Below are 18,688 nucleotides of genomic sequence, written 5' to 3' on the forward strand. Positions count from 1 at the left end.
AGTCATGACTGCTGACTCCGTCTCGGCCGTGCCGAGGCCGCCCGCCCGTCAACCCTCTGCCCCGGAGATCACGGGTGCCGAGGCCGTCGTCCGCTCACTGGAACTCCTCGGGGTCACCGACGTCTTCGGTCTTCCCGGCGGCGCGATCCTCCCGGTGTACGACCCGCTCATGGACGCCTCCGAGCTGCGCCACATCCTGGTGCGGCACGAGCAGGGTGCCGGTCACGCGGCAGAGGGCTACGCCTCCGCTTCCGGCAAGGTCGGCGTCTGCATCGCGACGTCCGGCCCCGGCGCGACCAACCTCGTCACGGCGATCGCGGACGCGTACATGGACTCGGTGCCGCTGCTGGCGATCACCGGCCAGGTCTTCTCCACCCTGATGGGGACGGACGCGTTCCAGGAGGCCGACATCGTGGGCATCACGATGCCGATCACCAAGCACTCCTTCCTGGTGAAGGACGCCGCGGACATCCCCGGCGCGATCGCGGCCGCCTACGAGATCGCCGGCACCGGTCGTCCCGGGCCCGTGCTCGTGGACATCACGAAGGACGCGCAGCAGGCGACCGCGCCGTTCGTGTGGCCGCCGAAGATCGACCTGCCCGGATACCGCCCGGTGACGAAGGCCCACGGCAAGCAGATCCAGGCTGCGGCAGCGCTGCTCGCCGAAGCCAAGAAGCCGGTGCTGTACGTCGGCGGCGGGGTGATCCGCGGTCGCGCTGCGGCCGAGCTCCTCGAGCTGGCGGAGTCGACCGGCGCGCCCGTGGTGACGACTCTCATGGCGCGCGGTGCCTTCCCTGACTCGCACCCGCAGCACCTCGGCATGCCGGGCATGCACGGTACGGTTCCCGCCGTGCTCGCGCTGCAGGAGGCCGACCTCCTGGTCTCCCTCGGTGCTCGCTTCGACGATCGGGTGACCGGCAAGGCCGCGCTCTTCGCGCCGAACGCGAAGGTCGTGCACGTCGACATCGACCCGGCCGAGATCTCCAAGATCCGGACGGCGGACGTCCCGATCGTCGGCGACGTGCGCGATGTGCTCATCGACCTCGACGCGGCATTCCGCGGAGCGACCGCCGGGGGAAAGCCCGACATCGACGAGTGGTGGTCGTACCTCGACGGACTGCGCACCGAGTTCCCGCTCGGATACGCCCCGACCACCGACGGCCTGCTGGCCCCGCAGTACGTGATCCAGCGCATCGGCGAGCTCACCGGACCCGAGGGCATCTTCGCCTCGGGTGTCGGGCAGCATCAGATGTGGGCGGCGCAGTTTATCAAGTACGAGCGTCCGAACGCCTGGCTGAACTCGGGCGGCGCCGGCACCATGGGGTACTCGGTGCCCGCAGCCATGGGCGCCAAGGTCGCCGAGCCGGATCGTCCGGTCTGGGCGATCGACGGCGACGGCTGCTTCCAGATGACCAATCAGGAGCTCGCGACCTGCACGATCAACAACATCCCGATCAAGGTCGCGATCATCAACAACTCCTCGCTGGGCATGGTGCGCCAGTGGCAGACGCTGTTCTACGACGGCCGCCACTCGAACACCGACCTGAACACGGGCCACGGCACGATCCGCATCCCTGACTTCGTGAAGCTGGCCGAAGCCTACGGCTGCCTCGCGATCCGCGTGGAGAAGGAGGACGAGGTCGACGCCGCCATCAAGCTCGCACTCGAGACGAACGACCGCCCCGTGGTGATCGACTTCGTCGTGAGCGCCGACTCCATGGTGTGGCCGATGGTGCCGCAGGGCGTGAGCAACAGCTACGTCCAGTACGCCCGCGACCACGCGCCCGCATTCGACGAGGAGGACTGACCATGTCGACCCACGTGCTGAGCCTGCTGGTGGAGAACACCCCCGGCCTCCTCACCCGCGTCGCCGGCCTGTTCGCCCGCCGCGGCTTCAACATCGACTCCCTCGCCGTCGGCGTGACCGAGGTGCCCGGCATCTCGCGCATCACCGTCGTCGTTGACGTCGACGAGCTCCCGCTCGAGCAGGTGACGAAGCAGCTCAACAAGCTGATCAACGTGATCAAGATCGTCGAGCTCGACTTCGCCACGTCGGTGCAGCGCGAGCACATGCTCGTGAAGGTCCGCACCGACAACGCCACCCGCTCGAACGTGATCGAGGTCGTGAACCTCTTCCGCGCTTCCGTCGTGGACTATGCCGCCGACGCCCTGGTCATCGAGGTCACGGGAGACAAAGGCAAGGTCGACGCGATGCTGCGGGCGCTCGAGCCGTTCGGGATCAAGGAGATCGCGCAGTCGGGTCTTCTCGCGATCGGTCGCGGCGGCAAGAGCATCACCGAACGCGTCCTGCGCGGCTGACCCTTCGAAAAGCTCAGGGACCAGGTGTCCCGAACAACCACAACCAAGGAGAAACACATCGTGAGCACCGAGATCTTCTACGACGCCGACGCGGACCTGTCCCTGATCCAGAGCAAGAAGGTCGCGATCGTCGGCTACGGCTCGCAGGGCCACGCCCACGCGCAGAACCTGCGCGACTCGGGTGTCGAGGTCGCGATCGCCCTCAAGGAGGGCTCCAAGTCGGCCGCCAAGGCCGAGGAGGCCGGCTTCCCGGTCAAGACCGTCGCCGAGGCCACCGAGTGGGCCGACGTCATCATGATCCTCGCGCCGGACCAGCACCAGCGCACCATCTACAGCGAGTCCATCGCGCCGAACCTCACGGCAGGCAAGACGCTCGCGTTCGCGCACGGCTTCAACATCCGCTTCGGCTACATCGACGCTCCTGAGGGCGTCGACGTGATCCTGGTCGCCCCCAAGGCTCCCGGTCACACGGTCCGTCGCGAGTTCGTCGCCGGCCGCGGCATCCCGGACATCATCGCCGTCGAGCGCGACGCCTCGGGCAAGGCCTGGGACCTGGCGCTGTCCTACGCGAAGGCGATCGGCGGCACCCGGGCCGGCGTCATCAAGACGACCTTCACCGAGGAGACCGAGACCGATCTGTTCGGCGAGCAGGCCGTGCTCTGCGGTGGCGTCAGCCACCTCGTCCAGGCCGGTTTCGAGACGCTGACCGAGGCGGGCTACCAGCCGCAGATCGCGTACTTCGAGGTGCTGCACGAGCTCAAGCTCATCGTGGACCTGATGTGGGAGGGCGGCATCGCCAAGCAGCGCTGGTCGATCTCCGACACCGCCGAGTTCGGCGACTACGTCTCGGGCCCGCGCGTCATCGACGAGCGTGTCAAGGAGAGCATGAAGGGCGTGCTCGCCGACATCCAGTCCGGCGCCTTCGCCAAGCGCTTCATCGACGACCAGGACAACGGGGCCGAGGAGTTCCTCGCGCTGCGCGCCAAGGAGGAGCAGCACCCGATCGAGGTCACCGGCAAGGAGCTGCGTTCGCTCTTCGCCTGGAAGCAGCAGGACGAGGACTACGTCGACGGCAGCGCCGCGCGCTGATTCGATCCTCGAACGAACGGGCGTCCCTTCGGGGGCGCCCTTTCGGCGTTCTCCGCTCGAACTCCTCCGCAGACATCCGATGTCTATGCCAGGATGGACGCATGCAACAGGAATGGTTTGACCGGGCTCGGTTCGGCATGTTCGTCCACTTCGGGCTCTACAGCGGCGCTGCCCGGCACGAATGGGTGCAGAACTACGAGCGCCTCACCGACGAGGACTACCGGCCGTACTTCGAGCACTTCGACCCCGATCTCTTCGACGCCGCCGCTCTCGCGCGCACGGCGAAGGAGACCGGGATGGGCTACGTCGTGCTCACGACGAAGCACCACGAGGGCTTCTGCCTGTGGGACTCGAAGCTGACCGACTTCACCTCCGTGTCCAACGTCGGGCGCGACCTCGTGCGCGAGTACGTGGACGCTCTCCGCGCGGAAGGGCTCAAGGTCGGGCTCTACCACTCGGTGATCGACTGGCATCACCCGGACTTCACGATCGACTGGAACCACCCACGTCGCGACGACGAGAACGCGCAGGCGCTCAACGAGGGCCGCGACATGTCGCGCTACCGCGCCTACCTGCACGGCCAGGTGCGGGAGCTGCTCACCCAGTACGGCGAGATCGACTACCTGTTCTTCGACTTCACCTATCCGGAGGAGAAGGACGGCTGGGCGGGCAAGGGACCCGAGGACTGGGATGCGACGGCGCTCCTCGCGCTGTGCCGCGAACTGCAGCCCGCCATGCTGGTGAACGATCGGCTGGGGATCCCCGCCGACTTCGTCACGCCGGAGCAGTATCAGCCGACGTCGCCCCTCACCAGGGACGGTGCTCCGCTGACGTGGGAGGCCTGCCAGACGCTGAACGGCTCCTGGGGCTACGACCGCGACAACACGGACCAGAAGTCGTCCACGCTCCTCGTCCAGATGCTCGTCGATTCGGTCTCCATGGACGGCAACATGCTGCTGAACATCGGGCCGGACGGGCGCGGTGCGATCGCGCCCCGCGATGCGGGCACGCTCGCGGAGATCGGCGAGTGGATGCGCCTGCACCGCGACGCCGTGGTCGGGGCGGGGCATGCGCCGTTCACCCCTCCGCGCGAAGGCGTGTACACGCGGCGCGGCGACCGCCTCTACTTGAGCCTGTTCAGCTGGCCGATGGGGTTCGTGCACCTTCCGGGACTCGCCGGCAGGGTGTCGTACGCCCGGCTGCTGAACGACGGATCGTGGCTGCGCACGAGCGTGTCCGATCCGGATCGCGAAGCCGATCTGATGACGCCGGCGGGGGAGGCGGAGGGCACCTTGACCGTGCACCTGCCGGTGCGGCGCCCGGACGTGCTCGTCCCCGTGATCGAGCTGACGCTCACCAGGGAGTGACGCCGGCGGTGGCGGCGGCTCAGGCCGTCGCCACCGGGATCTCCATGCCCTCCAGGGCGAGTCGAGCCGCCCCGAAGAGGATCGCGTCGGCTCCCGTGGCCGCCGATTCGATGCGCAGCCGCTGGGTCGCGAGCGGGTGGCACGCCTCGTAGACGCGGCTGCGGACGGCCGCGATGAACGGCTCCGACGCGCTCATGCTGCCGGTGAGGAACACGGCGTGCGGGTTGAAGAAGTTCACGACGCCGGACAGCGCCTGTCCGAGGTGGGTCCCGGCGGTCCGGACGAGGGTGGTCGCGAGGGGATCCGCGTCGCGCGCGAGGGCGAGCACGTCGGTGGTCGCCCGCACGCTCTCGTTGCCGCGCTCGCGCATCTGCCGGACGAGGCTCGCCCCGCTCGCGACCGTCTCGAGACACCCCGTGTTGCCGCAGGAGCAGGGGATGTCGCCGCTGCCGTCGATGCGGGTGTGGGTGATGTCTCCGGCTGCGGACGTCGCGCCGCGGTGGACGTGTCCGTCGACGATGATGCCGCTGCCGATCGCCGTCCCCGCCTTGACGGTGATGCTGTGGCCGGTGTGTCCGAAGCGTTCGCGGTGCTCGCCGAGCGCGGCGAGATTGGCGTCGTTGTCGACCGCGACGGGGACGCCGTAGCGCGCGGAGAGGTGCTCGCCGACGCGGAATCCGGGCCATCCGGGCATCCGTGAGGGCTGGTCGACGGACCCGGTGGCGATGTCGACGGGGCCGGGGAGGCTGATGCCGATCGCATGGACCCTGCCCCCGGTGCCGAGGCGGTCGAAGACGACGGCGAGACGGTCGAGGGTCGCCTCAGGGCCCTCGGTCACGTCGACGGAGATCGACTCGCTGCCCAGCAGCGTGCCGCTGAGGGAGTGTCGGCCGATGCGGGCATGGCCGCCGCCGAGGTCGGCCGTGAGGACGAAGCCGTCCGCGGCTATCCGCAGTACCCGCGGCCGCCGACCGCCTCGGGATGTGCCGTCTCCTGCTTCTCGGAGGACGCCGGCGTCGAGCAGGGACTGCACCCGGAGCCCGACCGTCGATGCCGCAACGCCGAGCCGGGAGGCGAGCTCCGAACGGGACTGCGCCTCGCCGCGCGCGACGAGGTCGAGGATCCGCCGCGTATGGGGATCGTCGACGGTGGTGTCAGCGGTGTTCGTCATGGGAGCACTTTCCTGTCGGAGCATCGTCAGCGTAGCGGGGGATGGTCATGTTTCCCGGGAGTTACGAATTATCAAGGTCCGATAAACATCGGATGTTCAGCTTGCGGCCCGTTGCGAACTATGAAACGGTAACTTCATACGAAATCCTACTAGGTTGCTTCGGCTCTCGAAATAACCAGTTCCCTTCCAGGAGGCATTCAATGAAGAAGTTGCGTGTAGGGGCTGTGGTCGCCGTCACCGGCGTCGCAGTCGCGATGACCGGCTGCGCGAGCAGCAACAGCGGCGGGTCCGCCGACGGCGACACCATCGTCGTCGACATGTGGGCCGGCAGCGAGTCGGACGTGGACGCCCTCGAGGCCCAGGTCGCGTTCGCGCAGGAGCAGAACCCCGACATCACCATCAAGCTCCAGACGTCGCCGTGGAGCGACTTCTTCACGAAGCTGACCACGAACATGGCCAGCGGCAACATGGCCTGCGTCACCGGGATGAGCGGCGCCCAGCTGGGCGGGTACACGGGCGGTTTCCGCGAGCTCAGCGAGGACGACCTCAAGACGGCCGGCATCGACTGGGATGAGTTCAACCCGAGTGCCGACGGCATCCTGAGCTTCGAGGGCAAGGTCTACGGCGTCCCGTTCGACGTCGCGACGATGCTCGTGTACTACAACCAGGACCTGCTGACTGCGGCCGGTGCGGCGACCCCGGAGATCGGCTGGACGTTCGACGACTTCGACGCCATCGCCGCCGACGCCACGAAGGACGGCAAGTACGGCTTCGGCATGGGCATGGGCGGGTACCAGTGGATGTCGATGCCGATCGCGTACTCCGCGACCCAGCCGGCCTCCGAGGACGGAACGCTGCACATCGACGACGAGGACTTCGTCGACGCGGCCTCCTGGTACGCCGGACTGGTCACTGAGAAGAAGGTCGCCGCTCCCGTGGCTTCGGCCTCCGACACTGGCTGGGGCGAGAACCAGTACACCGGCGCCAACGCGGCGATGGCCGTCGACGGCACCTGGAACGCGGTCAGCTACCTGAACAACGAGTCCGGATTCGCCGCCGGCATGGTGCCGCTGCCCGCCGGCGTGGACGGCAACCCCGGTCCGATCCTCGGCTCCGGCTATGGCATCTCCGCCAACTGCAAGAACCCGGAGGCCGCGCTCAAGGTCATGGGATCGCTGCTCGGTGAGGACGCGCAGGACTACATCGCCTCGTCCGGACGGTCGTACCCGGCGCGCATCTCGTCGCAGCCGCTGTACTTCGAGTCCATCGACGAGCAGTACCGCGACCAGGTGCAGTCCGTCTTCGAGGCAGCGTTCGGCGACACCGTCCCGCTCTACATGACGAAGAACTGGCAGAAGCTCGACAGCTACATCCAGCCCAACCTCGTCAGCGTCTACAACGGGCAGATGACGATGGAAGAGCTGCTGTCGAACGCGCAGGCGCAGTTCGGCGAGTGACCCGGCTCCGGCCACCGCAGCAGCAGTGCAGTAACAGAGAAAGAAACTGAGATGACGATCACGACGAGACGTCGACGATCGCTCGCCAAGGTGGAGGCCGGTCAGGCGCTGGGATTCGCAAGCCCAGCCCTGATCGGGCTCGCCCTGTTCACGATCGTGCCCGTCGGGCTGTCCATCGTGATGAGCGTCTTCGACTGGCCGACCTTCGGCGAGCGGACCTTCAACGGCGTGGACAACTACGTCAAGCTGTTCACCAGCAGCCCCGACTTCTGGCCGGCGCTGCGCAACTCGGCGGTGTACACCCTGCTGTACGTGCCGCTGAGCGTCGCTCTCTCGCTCGTGCTCGCCCTCGGCCTCAACTCGCGGATCCGCGGCCGCGGCGCGCTGCGGGTGCTGTTCTTCATCCCTGTCGTGACGCCGATGGTCGCCAACGTGCTGGTCTGGAAGATGATGCTGCAGCCGCAGGGACTCTTCAACGGCCTGTCCGTGAGCTGGTTCGGCATCGAGCTGCCCAACTTCCTCGCCGATCCGTCCTGGGCGATGATCATGGTCGTCGTGATGAGCGTCTGGCAGGGACTCGGCTACAACATGCTGATCTTCTCCGCCGCTCTCGAGCAGCTGCCCGAGAGCGTGCTGGAGGCCGCGAGCATCGACGGCGCCCAAGGGCTCCGGCGGGTGTGGAGCATCATCATCCCGATGATCTCGCCGTCGATCTTCTTCGCAACGATCATGACCATGATCACCTCCCTGCAGGTGTTCGTCCAGCCGCAGATGCTCACCGGCGGCGGCCCCGGCAACGCCACGAAGCCACTCGTCATGTACATCTGGGAGCAGGGCTTCACCTTCGGAGACCTCGGCCTGGCTGCCGCGGCCGCGTGGATCCTCTTCGCGATCATCATCGCCATCACCGGTCTCCAGTTCGCCGCGCAGAAGAAGTGGGTGCACTATGAGCACTGAGACCCTCATCCGCCCCACGGGTCGTCGGACCCGGACCGATCGCGAGCGCGCACGCGGAGCCGCGACCACGCCCGCCGCCCGCGCCCGTCTGATCCTGGCGCACGTCGCGATCTACGTCGCGGCCCTCATCTTCATCTCGCCCCTGGTCTACGCGTTCTTCTCGGCTCTCAAGCCCAACTCCGAGATGTTCTCGATGCCTCCGACTCTGGTCGGCTCGGAGCTGCGGTGGAGCAACTTCGTCGACGTGTTCGCCTACGGCCCGTTCGTGACCTACATCGCGAACTCGTTCATCGTCGCCATCCTCGGCACCCTCGTCGTGCTGATCGTCTCCACGACCGCGGGATACGCGTTCGGACGCCTGCGCTGGAAGGGGAGGGACGCCGTCTTCGTGCTGTTCCTCGCGACCCTCATGGTGCCGGCGGAGGTGCTCGTCATCCCGATGTTCCAGGTCATGCAGTGGTTCAACTGGGTCGACACGTACCAGGCGCTGGTGCTCCCGTTCGCCTTCGGGGCCTTCGGGACGTTCCTGATGCGGCAGTTCTTCCGCGGTATCCCGTACGAGCTGGAGGAAGCCGCCCGCGTGGACGGCGCGGGCCCGGTGCGGTCGTTCCTGCAGATCATCCTGCCGTTGTCGAAGTCGGCGGTCGCGGTGCTCGCGGTCTTCACGTTCCTGTCCTTCTGGAACAGCTACCTGTGGCCGCTCATCGTGACGGTCGACTACAACGCCCACGGCACGCTGCCCGTGGGTCTGGCGAGCTTCGCCGGGCTCACCGGCACACGCTGGGATCTGCAGATGGCCGCCGCGATCATCTCGATGGTGCCGACGACGATTCTCGTGATCGTGCTGCAGAAGCACCTCGTCAAGGGCATCGCGATGGCCGGACTGGGCGGGCGCTGAACATGATCGGTCAGGAGCAGGGGATCACCATGCCCGGCGACAGCACCAGCGGCGCCGCTCTGGTGGGCATCGACATCGGAGGCACGAAGATCGCCGCCCTCCTCGTCAGCGGCGACGGAACGGTCCTCGCGAGGGGAAGCGTGCCCGCGCCGGCGGCCGCCGGGGGAGGAGCGATGGCGGATGCCGCCGCCCATCTCGCCCGAAGGCTCGCGGCGGAGGCCGGTGCGGACATCGCGGCGGCAGGGGTCGGCGCGGCCGGCGTCATCGACCACGACACCGGCACGATCCGGGCCGCCTCCGCGACGTTCGTAGGCTGGGCAGGGTTCCCGCTCGCGGACGAGCTGGAGGTTCGACTCGGCGTGCCGGTGCGGGTCGAGAACGACGTGAACGCCTTCCTGCTCGGCGAGGCGGCCGCCGAGGGTCGCGTCGAAGTCGATGTGCTCGGCGTCATGCTCGGCACCGGCGTCGGCGGCGCCCTCCTCATCGACGGCGAGCTCCACCACGGACCGCACGGCGCCGCGGGGGAGATCGGCCACACCCCCGGCTACAGCGACCTGGTGTGCACGTGCGGCCAGACCGGGCACCTGGAGACGCTGGCATCCGGCACGTCGATCTCGCTGCGCTATCAGGAGCGGACGGGCGGTGCTCTGCTCGACGCCCGCGCGGTCGCGGATCGCGCTCGCGACGGTGACGCCGATGCGGTCGCCGTGTTCGACGCGGCCGGTCGGGCCGTCGCGCTCGCCTGCGCGAGCGCGGCGACGATCCTGGACCTGCCCTGCGCGATCGTCGGGGGAGGCGTCGCCGCCGCCTGGGACCTCCTGGAGCCCGCGATCGCCCTCACCCTGCGGACCGACTCCCCGGTGTCCGGCATCCCGCTGCGCATCATCCCCGCGGTCCTCGGCTCCGACGCGGTCGCGCTCGGCGCGATCGAGACCGCTCGCCGTGCGCTCGTGCCGGCGGGCGCACACTGAGTCCGAACCTCTTCCGACGAATCCGGCACCGACAAGGAGCGCACCCCGTGACCGCACGTCCCGAAGCCCACGAGATCTGGATGGGCGCCCTTCCGCCCGTCGCCGACGGGGGACTCCCGAAGCCCCGGATCGGCATCGCCGGGATCTCCATCGAGTCGAGCACGTTCTCCCCGCACATCTCCGGCGACGAGGCGTTCACCGTGCGCACGGGAGAGACGCTGCGGAGCTACTACCCGTTCCTGGACCGCGGGCGAGAACTGGCTGCGGCGGCCGAATGGGTGCCGCTGACGCACGGTCGTTCGCTGCCCGGCGGCGCCGTGGCTCCGGAGACGTATCGGCGGATGAAGGATGCGATCGTCGCCGGTATCCGCGAGCAGGGCCCCTTCGACGGGTTCTTCTTCGACATCCACGGTGCGATGAGCGTGGTCGGCATGGACGACGCCGAAGGCGATCTCGCGCTCGCGGTACGCGCGGCGCTCGGTCCCGACACGCTCGTGTCGACCTCGATGGACCTGCACGGCAACGTCTCGGAGGTGCTGCGCGATGCCGTCGACCTGCTCACGTGCTACCGGATGGCGCCGCATGAGGACTGGTTGAACACGAAGGAGCGGGCGGTGTGGAACCTGCTCGCCCGCCTGCGGGGGCCGCACGGCAGCGACCCCCTGCGCCGCCGGCCGTACACGGCGTGGGTGCCGGTTCCGGTGCTACTGCCGGGCGAGAAGACCAGCACCCGGCTGGAGCCCGCGCGCAGCATCTACGCGCAGCTTCCCGAGATCGAGGCGCTCCCCGGTGTCGTCGACGCCTCGGTCTGGATCGGCTATGCATGGGCGGACGAGCCGCGGTGCCAGGCGTACGTGGTCGTGACCGGTGACGACGAGGAGCTGATCGCCCGCGAAGCGGAGCGTGTCGCCGGCATGTTCTGGGACGCCCGCGAGGACTTCGTCTTCGTGGCCGAGACCGGCTCACTCGATGAAGCGCTGGAAAGAGCCCTCGCCCCCGGCGCTCCCCATCCGTATCTGATCTCCGACTCGGGAGACAACCCGACCGCGGGCGGCGCCGGTGATGTGACGTGGACGCTCGCGCATCTGCTCGCACGGTCGGAGCTCACCGACGGCAGTCGGACGACCCTCGTGGCCTCGGTGTTCGACAGGGAAGCCGTCGCGCACGCTGTGGCGGCGGGTGTCGGATCCCCGGTGACGCTCGATGCGGGTGCCCGGGTGGATGCGGGGCCGAGCGGCCCCGTGCGCATCACGGGCACCGTCTTCTCGATCACGGACGGAGACGCCGACGCCGGCACCCAGGTCGTGATCGCGGTGGGCGGACTGCACGCCATCATCACCGAGCGCCGCAAGCCGTTCCACCACCTCTCGGACTTCCGGATGCTGGGCCTCGAGCCCACCACCGCCGACATCGTCGTGGTGAAGATCGGCTACCTCGAGCCCGAGCTGTACGAACTCGCCGAGGGCTGGACCCTCGCCCTGACACCCGGCGGCGTCGATCAGGACCTGCTGCGGCTCGGGCATCACCGCCTCCAGCCCGGCGTCTATCCCTTCGACCCGGACGGGCGCCCCGACCTGACAGCGGTGGTCGTCCGCCGCGGAGCCGCCGAGGAGCAGAACGCATGATGAACTTCGAGAAGCGCACCGGCCCCGATCTCGGGGCGAACGCCCCCGTGTATCCGACGCAGGGCGTGCCCGAGTGGTACCGCGACGCGAAGCTCGGCTTCTTCGTGCACTGGGGCCTGTACTCGGTGCCGGCGTGGGCGGTGCAGCACGGGGAAGGGGTGAACATCCCCACCGAAGACGCCTACGCCTGGCACCAGTATGCGGAATGGTACGGCAACACCGTGCGCATCGCCGGCAGCCCGACGTGGGAGCGGCACCAGCGACAGTACGGCCCGGGGACCTCGTACGAGGACCTGGCGGATCTGTGGGATGCCTCCGCCTTCGACGCGGATGCGTTCGTGGGTGAGCTCATCGGAGCGGGGGCGAAGTACATCGTGCCGACGACGAAGCACCACGAGGGCTTCTGCCTGTGGGACACCGCCACGACCGGCTTCAACACGGCCGCACGGGGTCCGCGCCGCGACCTGATCGCCGAGTTCCACGACGCGACGCGTCGAGCGGGCGCCAAGTTCGGCGTCTACTACTCCGGGGCGCTCGACTGGCACGTGAGCGACTTCCCGCCCATCGAGTCCGACACGGACCTCTTCCGGTACCGCCGCAACGATGAGCACTTCGCGCGCTACTCGGCCGCGCAGTTGGACGAGCTCGTGGCGCGCTTCTCCCCGGACGTGCTCTGGAACGACATCGAGTGGCCCGACGGCGGCAAGGGGCGGGACGAGTACGCGGTCGCCGCGCTCCTGGAGCGGTACTTCGACGCCGTACCCGACGGCGTCGTCAACGACCGCTGGGGCGTTCCGTACCACGGCTTCCTCACCCGCGAGTACACGGACATCCCGGAGATCATCCCGGAGCCGTGGGAGTCGACGCGCGGCCTCGGCTACTCCTTCGGCTTCAACCAGGCCGAGGACGAACGGCATTCGCTCTCGGGGGCGGCCCTGATCCGCCTGCTCGTCGACGTCGTGGCGAAGAACGGCAACCTGCTGATCAACGTCGGACCGGCCGCAGACGGCTCCATCCCGGAACTGCAGCGTCGCGCGATGCGAGAGCTCGGCGCGTGGCTGCAGACCAACGGCGCGGCGATCTACGGCACCCGCCCGTGGATCCGGATGGGGGAGCGCACCGGTGCCCCGCGGCGCTACACGACCACCGGAGAAACCGTGCACGTGCACGCTCTCGACCCGGGAGTCGGCACGCTCGACCTCCCGGACGAACTCCTGCAGTCCGACCTGCGGTGGGCGGACGGCAGCGTGGTGGAGAGGGCCGACGGCGATCGTGCGGTCGTGGTGATCCCCGAGCGGCTGCGCGGCGAGGCTGTCGCGGTCCTGTCCGCAGGCTGAGACGGATCGGATCGCGACGAGGCATGGGCTCTCCCTGGATCATCCGGGAGAGCCCACGCCGTCTCGCGAGGATCAGGGGCGCGTGAGCTCGGCGAGCAGTTCGATCACGTGGCGGTACGGTCGGCCGGTCGCGCGCGTCATGCCGATCTCGCAGGTGCGGTTCGCCGACACGAAGGCATCGAAACCGCCGCGTTCGACGTCGGCCGCGGCGATCTCCGCGGATTCCTGCGCGGTGGCGCTGGCGGTCAGTTCCGGGTGCAGCATGCCGCGGTCGCCCGCGAAGGCGCAGCAGCCCCATCCGTCGGGCACGAACACGTCGTCGGCGACGGCCGCGGCGATCGTGGTCAGCGCTCCCGTCGCTCCGAGCGCGGTGGTCGAGCACGTCGGATGCACGGCGACAGTGGGCAGCTTCGCGGGAACGCTCAGCCTCGGCAGCACTTCGCGCGCCACGAAGGTGGTCGCATCCTCGATGCGCAGCCCGGTGTATTGCGGATTCTTCGCCACGGCCTGCGCGAGCATCACGTCCAGACCCTCGGTGCAGGAGGCCGCGTCGCACACCACGGGAAGCTCGCCGTGCCTGCTGGCCTCCCAGAGCGAGTCCAGCACGCGGTCGGCCATGAGCGCATAGCCGTCGAGATGTCCCTTCGACTTCCAGGGCGTGCCGCAGCAGAGGCCGCCGTTCTCCTCCGGGATGACGACAGGGATCCCGGCGCGGTCGAGCAGCTCGCGCAGGGCATCCCGCGATCCCTGGCCCTCGCCCTCGGCCCCGAACATCGTGCCGATGCAGGCGCCGAAGAACACGGCCTGCGCGTCGGACGGCGCCTCCGGGCGCGGCGGCTTCGACCCGCCGCCGGGGAGCCCGCGGTCGTAGAGCGGCACGGTGTCGGTGCCCAGAACCGCGCGGCCGAGGTGCGTGACCCCGCGGACCAGGGGTGCAGGGAGAGCGTCCGCGACGGTGAGCGCGACACCGCCGGCGCGGGTGACAGTACCCCAGTGCTTGGCGGCGGTGCCCCACACGGCACCCTCGACCGCGTTGGACTGCTCGGCCCGGAGACGGCGGACGAGGTCGCCCGTGTTGATGTCGACAGGGCAGGCGACGCCGCACATGCCGTCCACCGCGCAGGTCTGGACGCCGTCGTAGTCGTAGTCCTTCTGCAGGTCGCGCAGCAGATCGGTGTCGCCCTGCTCCTCGGCCCACGCCATATCGCGCCGGATCACGATGCGCTGTCGAGGCGTGAGCGTGATGCTCTTGCTCGGACAGGTCGGCTCGCAGTAGCCGCACTCGACGCAGCGGTCGACCTCGTGCTCGACCGTCGGCACGCGCTTGAGGTCCTTGAGGTACGACTCGGGGTCGTCGGAGAGCACGACGCCGGGATTGAGGATGCCGTCGGGGTCGAGCAGCGCCTTGATCTCCCACATCATGTCGGTGAGGGCGTCTCCGTATTGGCGACGGACGAACGGCGCCATGATGCGGCCGGTGCCGTGCTCCGCCTTCAGCGACCCCTGCTGCGACAGCACGAGTTCCACGAGGTCGTCGGTGAAGCGCCGGTAGCGGGCGACGCTGTCGGCGTCGTCGAAGCGCTCGTTCAGAAGGAAGTGCACGTTGCCGTCCTTCGCATGCCCGAAGATGACGGAACCCTCGTAGCCGTGCGCGGCGAACAGCTCGATGAGCCGTTCGCAGGTGTGCAGCAGCCGGGGAACGGGGACCACGATGTCCTCGAGCAGAGCGGTCGTGCCGGATGGACGCGCGCCGGCGACAGCGGTGTAGAGCCCCTTGCGGACGTGCCAGAGAGCGGCACGTTCCGCCGCATCGATGGTGAGACGCGGAGGCACCGCCAACGGCAGCGCCTCGAAGTGCGCCTGAGCGGACGCGCTCGCGTCCGCGAGGGCCTCGGCGCTCTCGGCGTGGACCTCGACGAGGAGCGCGGCGTGCCCGGCGACGACGATCTCGGCGATCGCCGCCGGCACGTCGCTGAGGCCCTGTGCCACGCGCAGCGACGCCGCGTCCAGGAGTTCGATCGTGGCCAGACCGAGTCGTGTCAGGTCGGGGAGAGCCGTCATCGCGTCGGACAGCGTCTCGAAGACCAGGAGGCCGGTGGCGATGGCGGGTCGTACCGCGATCGTCCGGAAGCGGGCCTCCGCGACGAAGGCGAGCGTCCCCTCGGAGCCGATGATCAGGTGCTCGAGGATGCGCACGGGGTCCTCGAAGTCGAGCAGCGCGTTCAACCCGTAGCCCATGGTGTTCTTCATCGAGAACTGCTGGCGGAGGAAGGCCACGTGCTCCGGAGAGGAGAGCAGACGGGCGCGCAGGGCGAGCAGGCCATCGGCGATCGCGGGCTCCGCCGCGCGCAGCACCTCGTCGGCGTCGGGGCGCCCGGTGTCGAGGATCGTGCCGCTGGGGAGGACGATCGTCATCGACTCGATGGTCTGATACGAGTTCTCCGTGATGCCGCACGCCATGCCGCTGGAGTTGTTCGCGACGACGCCGCCGATCGTGCACGCGATCTCGCTCGCGGGATCCGGGCCGAGCTTGCGGCGGTGACGGGCGAGACGGGTGTTGACCTGGCGCACGGTGGCCCCGGGACCGACCCGAACCGTCGCCCCGTCGTCCTCGACGCGGATGTCACGGAAGCCGCTGCGCGTGTCGACCAGGATGTCGCCGCTGACGCTCTGACCGGAGAGGCTGGTGCCCCCGGACCGGAAGGTGAGCGTGCGCCCGGCGGCACGGACGGCGCCGAAAGCACGCGCCACACCCTCGACGTCGGCGGGGGAGAGGACGGCATCGGGGATCAGCAGATAGTGAGAGGCATCGTGCGCGCGGGAGAAGCGGTCGATGGAGCGCGAGTGAACCCGGGTCGTCGAGCCCAGCAGGGCGGGGTCCAGCGGTTCGGCGAGTGTGGTCGGCACGGTGCTCCTCTGCTCCGTCGAAAGATTGTCAGACAAGTGTACCGAGCCGCGGTCCTTCATTAGGCTGGGGCGATGAGCACGACCGAGACCCCGCCCGCGCCCCTCGGGATCGTCGGCGTCGTGGACGCGGTGACCGCCCAGCTGCGGGAGCGCATCCTGAGCGGTGCCATCCGCTCCGGCGCGCCCCTCACCGAAGCGGCCGTCTCGCAGACGTACGGGGTGGCCAGACCGAGCGCGAAGGCGGCGATCGAGCAGCTCGTCGCCAGCGGGCTGCTGGTGCGCACCGCGCATCGCAGTGCTCGCGTGGTCGGCATCGACCCCGAGACGGTGCGCGACGTCTACCGCACCAGGACGCGGTTGGAGAGTGCAGCGCTGCGCGAGCTCTCCGCACGGCGTGCCGTCCCCGGGGCCGCGGTCGATGCGAACGCCGAGCTTCTCGCGATGCCGGCAGGGCCCGACCCGGCGACCGTGGATCCCGACCTGCGCTTCCACACGGCTCTGATCGACGCGCTGTCGAGCGAGCGCACCGGCCGGATGTATCGCAGCGTCCTCGACGAGGTGCGGCTGTGCATGGCGCAGGTGCAAGGGAGGAAGCTGCTCGACGCCGCAGACATCGCCGCGCAGCACGCCGACATCCTCGACGCGGTCGCATCCGGGGAAGGGGAGCGCGCAGCAGCGCTCCTCGAGGCGCATCTCTCCTCCGCCGAGGAGCGCCTGGTCGAGGCGCTCTCCGGGGAGTAGCCGCGTCGCCGGCCTATTCGGCGGGCGCGTCCTCGACCTGGATCGGGGCTTCGGCGGGGTCAGCCCACTCGGGAGCGGGCAGCACGGTGTCGACCTCGCCGGCCTGGATCGCCCGCAGCGCTTCCGTGATCTCCTCGTCGTTCTCGGGGACCGGGAGGCCGCAGGTGCGCAGCTCCGAGGCGAACTGCAGCGTCAGACGGATCTTGCCGGCCTCGACGGCCTGCGCGGTCGTACCCGTGCGGATCTCGCTGCCGGTCTGGATCGCGGGCACCTCGTCGCAGACGTGATACACCTTGCCTCCGTCCACCCAGACGACCTCGTCCTTGCCGAGGAGCTGGATCACGGCCGACTGGTCGGCGGTGTACTGCTCGACGGACGGCGGGTCGAAGTCGGCGCCGATGAAGACCGCGAGGGCTGCGAGCACGACGCCGACGATCCCGGCCGTGGCCTTCTGTCCCTTGTCCATGTCCTTGTTCAGGAAGACCAGGATCACGAGCGGGAGGAAGGCGACCACCGCGATGATGGCCCCGAGCTGGTTCTGCACGAAGAACCGCGTCTTGTCCGATCGGCGTGCAGGGTCGAGGCGATTGGCCTTCTTCCACAGCACGGAACCGGTGATGGACAGGGCGGCGATCACGACGAGCAGCACGAGGAGTGTGATGAACGCCCACTGCGGGAACGTCGCCGTGACCCCCTGCTCCTCCAGCAGCCCCGTGTCGGGGTCGCGCACCAGCGTGCCGTCCTCGCCGACGAAGACCCGCTGACGCAGGAGCCAGAAGATGCCGACGCCCTCGCCGACGATCGCGAGCGCCCAGAGCACGCCGGCGATCCACCGGAAACGGGTGGCCTTCGCCTTCGCCGCGGGAGTCGGAACCCACCCTGCGGGCGGCTCTGTCGTCGGGGAATGCTCGATGCCGGCGTCGGTCCTGTCGCTCTCGGCCACGGTGCTCCCTTTCCGTCCGCTGCCCGCCGCTCCGGCTGAAGGCAACCCCGATCCTAGTGGACCGGGTGTCCTACGCTGGGGGACATGACTTCCGATTCCGACGACGCCCTGAGCTGGGACGGCGACGAGGTGGCACCCGCGAAGGACGGAGCGCTCCCGCCAGGGTGGAATGCCGTCGGCAGGGGGAGCGACGAGGTCGGACGCCTCGCGGACGACGGCACCGTCGTCGCCCCGCAGGAAGAGGAACCCGTGGGGTTGAGCACTCCGATGCTGCTGATCCTGGGCGTCGTCGGCGGCATTTACCTCCTCTACACGATCGGCTGGCTGATCGGCGGACTGCGGCTGCAGCCGCTGGCGTCGTTCCTCGTCTCGGACGCCATGTTCCTGCCGTGGTTCGTGCTGGCGATCGCCGCACCCGCGCTGTGGTTCCTCGCGAGCTGGGTCCTCACCCGAGGGCGGGCGGCGTGGATACGCATCGCGGTGCTGTTCGCCGGGGTCGTGCTGCTCGTTCCCTGGCCCTTCGTCACCGTAGGAGCGATCGGATGATGACCTCCCCCTCGAACACCGGATCGTCGGTCGCCCGATCGCCTCGCTGGCTGGTGGGTCTCGTCATCGGGCTCGCCGGACTCTTCTACGCGTATGCGGTCTGGAACGCCGTCGCCCACCTGATCACGATGGCGCAGACGGGACTGACGGGGGGCGGCTGGGCGACTCTGCTGTTCGGCGTCGTCTTCCCGGCCATCGTCTTCGCCTTCGCCTATGCCATCGGTCGGCGTCGCAGCGTCGGGGAGCTCGCGCTGGTGTTCCTCGCCGGTCTGGGCATCGTCGCCGTGTTCTGGATGAGCCTGATCGCGTTGAGCCTGACTCTTCCCAGCGCCTGATCGCTGCCGATCCCGCCCTGCGCGG

At 69.1% G+C, this 18,688-nt stretch carries 16 protein-coding genes; 13 read left to right on the forward strand and 3 right to left on the reverse strand.

What is annotated here, in order from left to right:
• Positions 1-4: 4 nt before the first annotated feature.
• From CSX12_RS07705 to CSX12_RS07720, 4 genes are all read left to right on the forward strand, one after another.
• Entirely contained in the window at positions 5-1,807 is a 1,803-nt protein-coding gene (locus tag CSX12_RS07705) for an acetolactate synthase large subunit (protein WP_017204431.1), read from the forward strand.
• Between the two features lie 2 nt (positions 1,808-1,809).
• Positions 1,810-2,319, forward strand: a complete 510-nt coding sequence (gene ilvN, locus CSX12_RS07710; protein WP_017204432.1) for an acetolactate synthase small subunit — start codon at positions 1,810-1,812, stop codon at positions 2,317-2,319.
• 60 nt (positions 2,320-2,379) lie between these two features.
• On the forward strand, positions 2,380-3,408 hold the full coding sequence (ilvC, locus tag CSX12_RS07715; protein WP_017204433.1) for a ketol-acid reductoisomerase: 1,029 nt from the start codon (positions 2,380-2,382) through the stop codon (positions 3,406-3,408).
• Positions 3,409-3,509: 101 nt separating this feature from the next.
• A complete protein-coding gene (locus CSX12_RS07720) occupies positions 3,510-4,775 on the forward strand; it encodes an alpha-L-fucosidase (protein WP_124895408.1) in 1,266 nt (421 codons plus the stop codon).
• Positions 4,776-4,794: 19 nt separating this feature from the next.
• Here CSX12_RS07720 and CSX12_RS07725 read toward each other — a convergent pair whose 3' ends face one another.
• The gene (locus CSX12_RS07725; protein ID WP_124895409.1) at positions 4,795-5,946 is read right to left on the reverse strand and encodes an ROK family transcriptional regulator; all 1,152 of its coding nucleotides are present in this window, start codon (positions 5,944-5,946) and stop codon (positions 4,795-4,797) included.
• A gap of 200 nt (positions 5,947-6,146) precedes the next feature.
• Here CSX12_RS07725 and CSX12_RS07730 point away from each other — a divergent pair, with 200 nt between their 5' ends.
• The 6 genes from CSX12_RS07730 (at position 6,147) to CSX12_RS07755 (ending at position 13,191) form a co-directional block, all read left to right on the forward strand.
• Entirely contained in the window at positions 6,147-7,403 is a 1,257-nt protein-coding gene (locus CSX12_RS07730; RefSeq protein WP_225855806.1) for an extracellular solute-binding protein, read from the forward strand.
• Between the two features lie 51 nt (positions 7,404-7,454).
• Positions 7,455-8,360, forward strand: a complete 906-nt coding sequence (locus CSX12_RS07735; RefSeq protein ID WP_017204437.1) for a sugar ABC transporter permease — start codon at positions 7,455-7,457, stop codon at positions 8,358-8,360.
• Positions 8,350-9,258: a carbohydrate ABC transporter permease gene (locus CSX12_RS07740; RefSeq protein WP_017204438.1), complete on the forward strand. Its 909-nt coding sequence runs from the start codon at positions 8,350-8,352 to the stop codon at positions 9,256-9,258. Before CSX12_RS07735 ends, CSX12_RS07740 begins: the two co-directional genes overlap by 11 nt.
• 2 nt (positions 9,259-9,260) lie before the next feature.
• A complete protein-coding gene (locus CSX12_RS07745; RefSeq protein ID WP_124895410.1) occupies positions 9,261-10,229 on the forward strand; it encodes an ROK family protein in 969 nt (322 codons plus the stop codon).
• A gap of 80 nt (positions 10,230-10,309) precedes the next feature.
• Positions 10,310-11,854 (forward strand): M81 family metallopeptidase, encoded by a 1,545-nt coding sequence (locus CSX12_RS07750; protein ID WP_346773349.1) that lies wholly within the window; start codon positions 10,310-10,312, stop codon positions 11,852-11,854.
• Positions 11,851-13,191, forward strand: a complete 1,341-nt coding sequence (locus CSX12_RS07755; protein WP_124895412.1) for an alpha-L-fucosidase — start codon at positions 11,851-11,853, stop codon at positions 13,189-13,191. Before CSX12_RS07750 ends, CSX12_RS07755 begins: the two co-directional genes overlap by 4 nt.
• A gap of 72 nt (positions 13,192-13,263) precedes the next feature.
• On the opposite strand, the gene CSX12_RS07760 is transcribed toward CSX12_RS07755, so the two are convergent.
• Positions 13,264-16,098 carry an FAD-binding and (Fe-S)-binding domain-containing protein gene (locus CSX12_RS07760; protein WP_124895413.1) on the reverse strand — a complete coding sequence of 945 codons (2,835 nt, stop codon included), beginning with the start codon at positions 16,096-16,098 and terminating at the stop codon, positions 13,264-13,266.
• A 72-nt stretch (positions 16,099-16,170) separates the two neighbouring features.
• On the opposite strand from CSX12_RS07760, the gene CSX12_RS07765 reads away from it, so the two are divergent.
• The gene (locus CSX12_RS07765) at positions 16,171-16,839 is read left to right on the forward strand and encodes a GntR family transcriptional regulator (RefSeq protein ID WP_124895414.1); all 669 of its coding nucleotides are present in this window, start codon (positions 16,171-16,173) and stop codon (positions 16,837-16,839) included.
• Positions 16,840-16,852: 13 nt separating this feature from the next.
• Here the strand turns inward: CSX12_RS07765 and CSX12_RS07770 are convergent, their stop codons facing one another.
• Positions 16,853-17,782, reverse strand: a complete 930-nt coding sequence (locus tag CSX12_RS07770; protein ID WP_017204445.1) for a hypothetical protein — start codon at positions 17,780-17,782, stop codon at positions 16,853-16,855.
• An 84-nt stretch (positions 17,783-17,866) separates the two neighbouring features.
• Here CSX12_RS07770 and CSX12_RS07775 point away from each other — a divergent pair, with 84 nt between their 5' ends.
• Both CSX12_RS07775 and CSX12_RS07780 read left to right on the forward strand, forming a co-directional pair.
• Positions 17,867-18,328, forward strand: coding sequence for a hypothetical protein (locus CSX12_RS07775; RefSeq protein ID WP_017204446.1), 462 nt, complete (start codon positions 17,867-17,869; stop codon positions 18,326-18,328).
• On the forward strand, positions 18,325-18,663 hold the full coding sequence (locus tag CSX12_RS07780) for a hypothetical protein (protein ID WP_017204447.1): 339 nt from the start codon (positions 18,325-18,327) through the stop codon (positions 18,661-18,663). Before CSX12_RS07775 ends, CSX12_RS07780 begins: the two co-directional genes overlap by 4 nt.
• The last annotated feature ends 25 nt before the right edge of the window (positions 18,664-18,688 follow it).

The organism is Microbacterium sp. Y-01, assembly GCF_003856715.1.
GTDB classification, from domain to species: Bacteria; Actinomycetota; Actinomycetes; order Actinomycetales; family Microbacteriaceae; genus Microbacterium; species Microbacterium algeriense.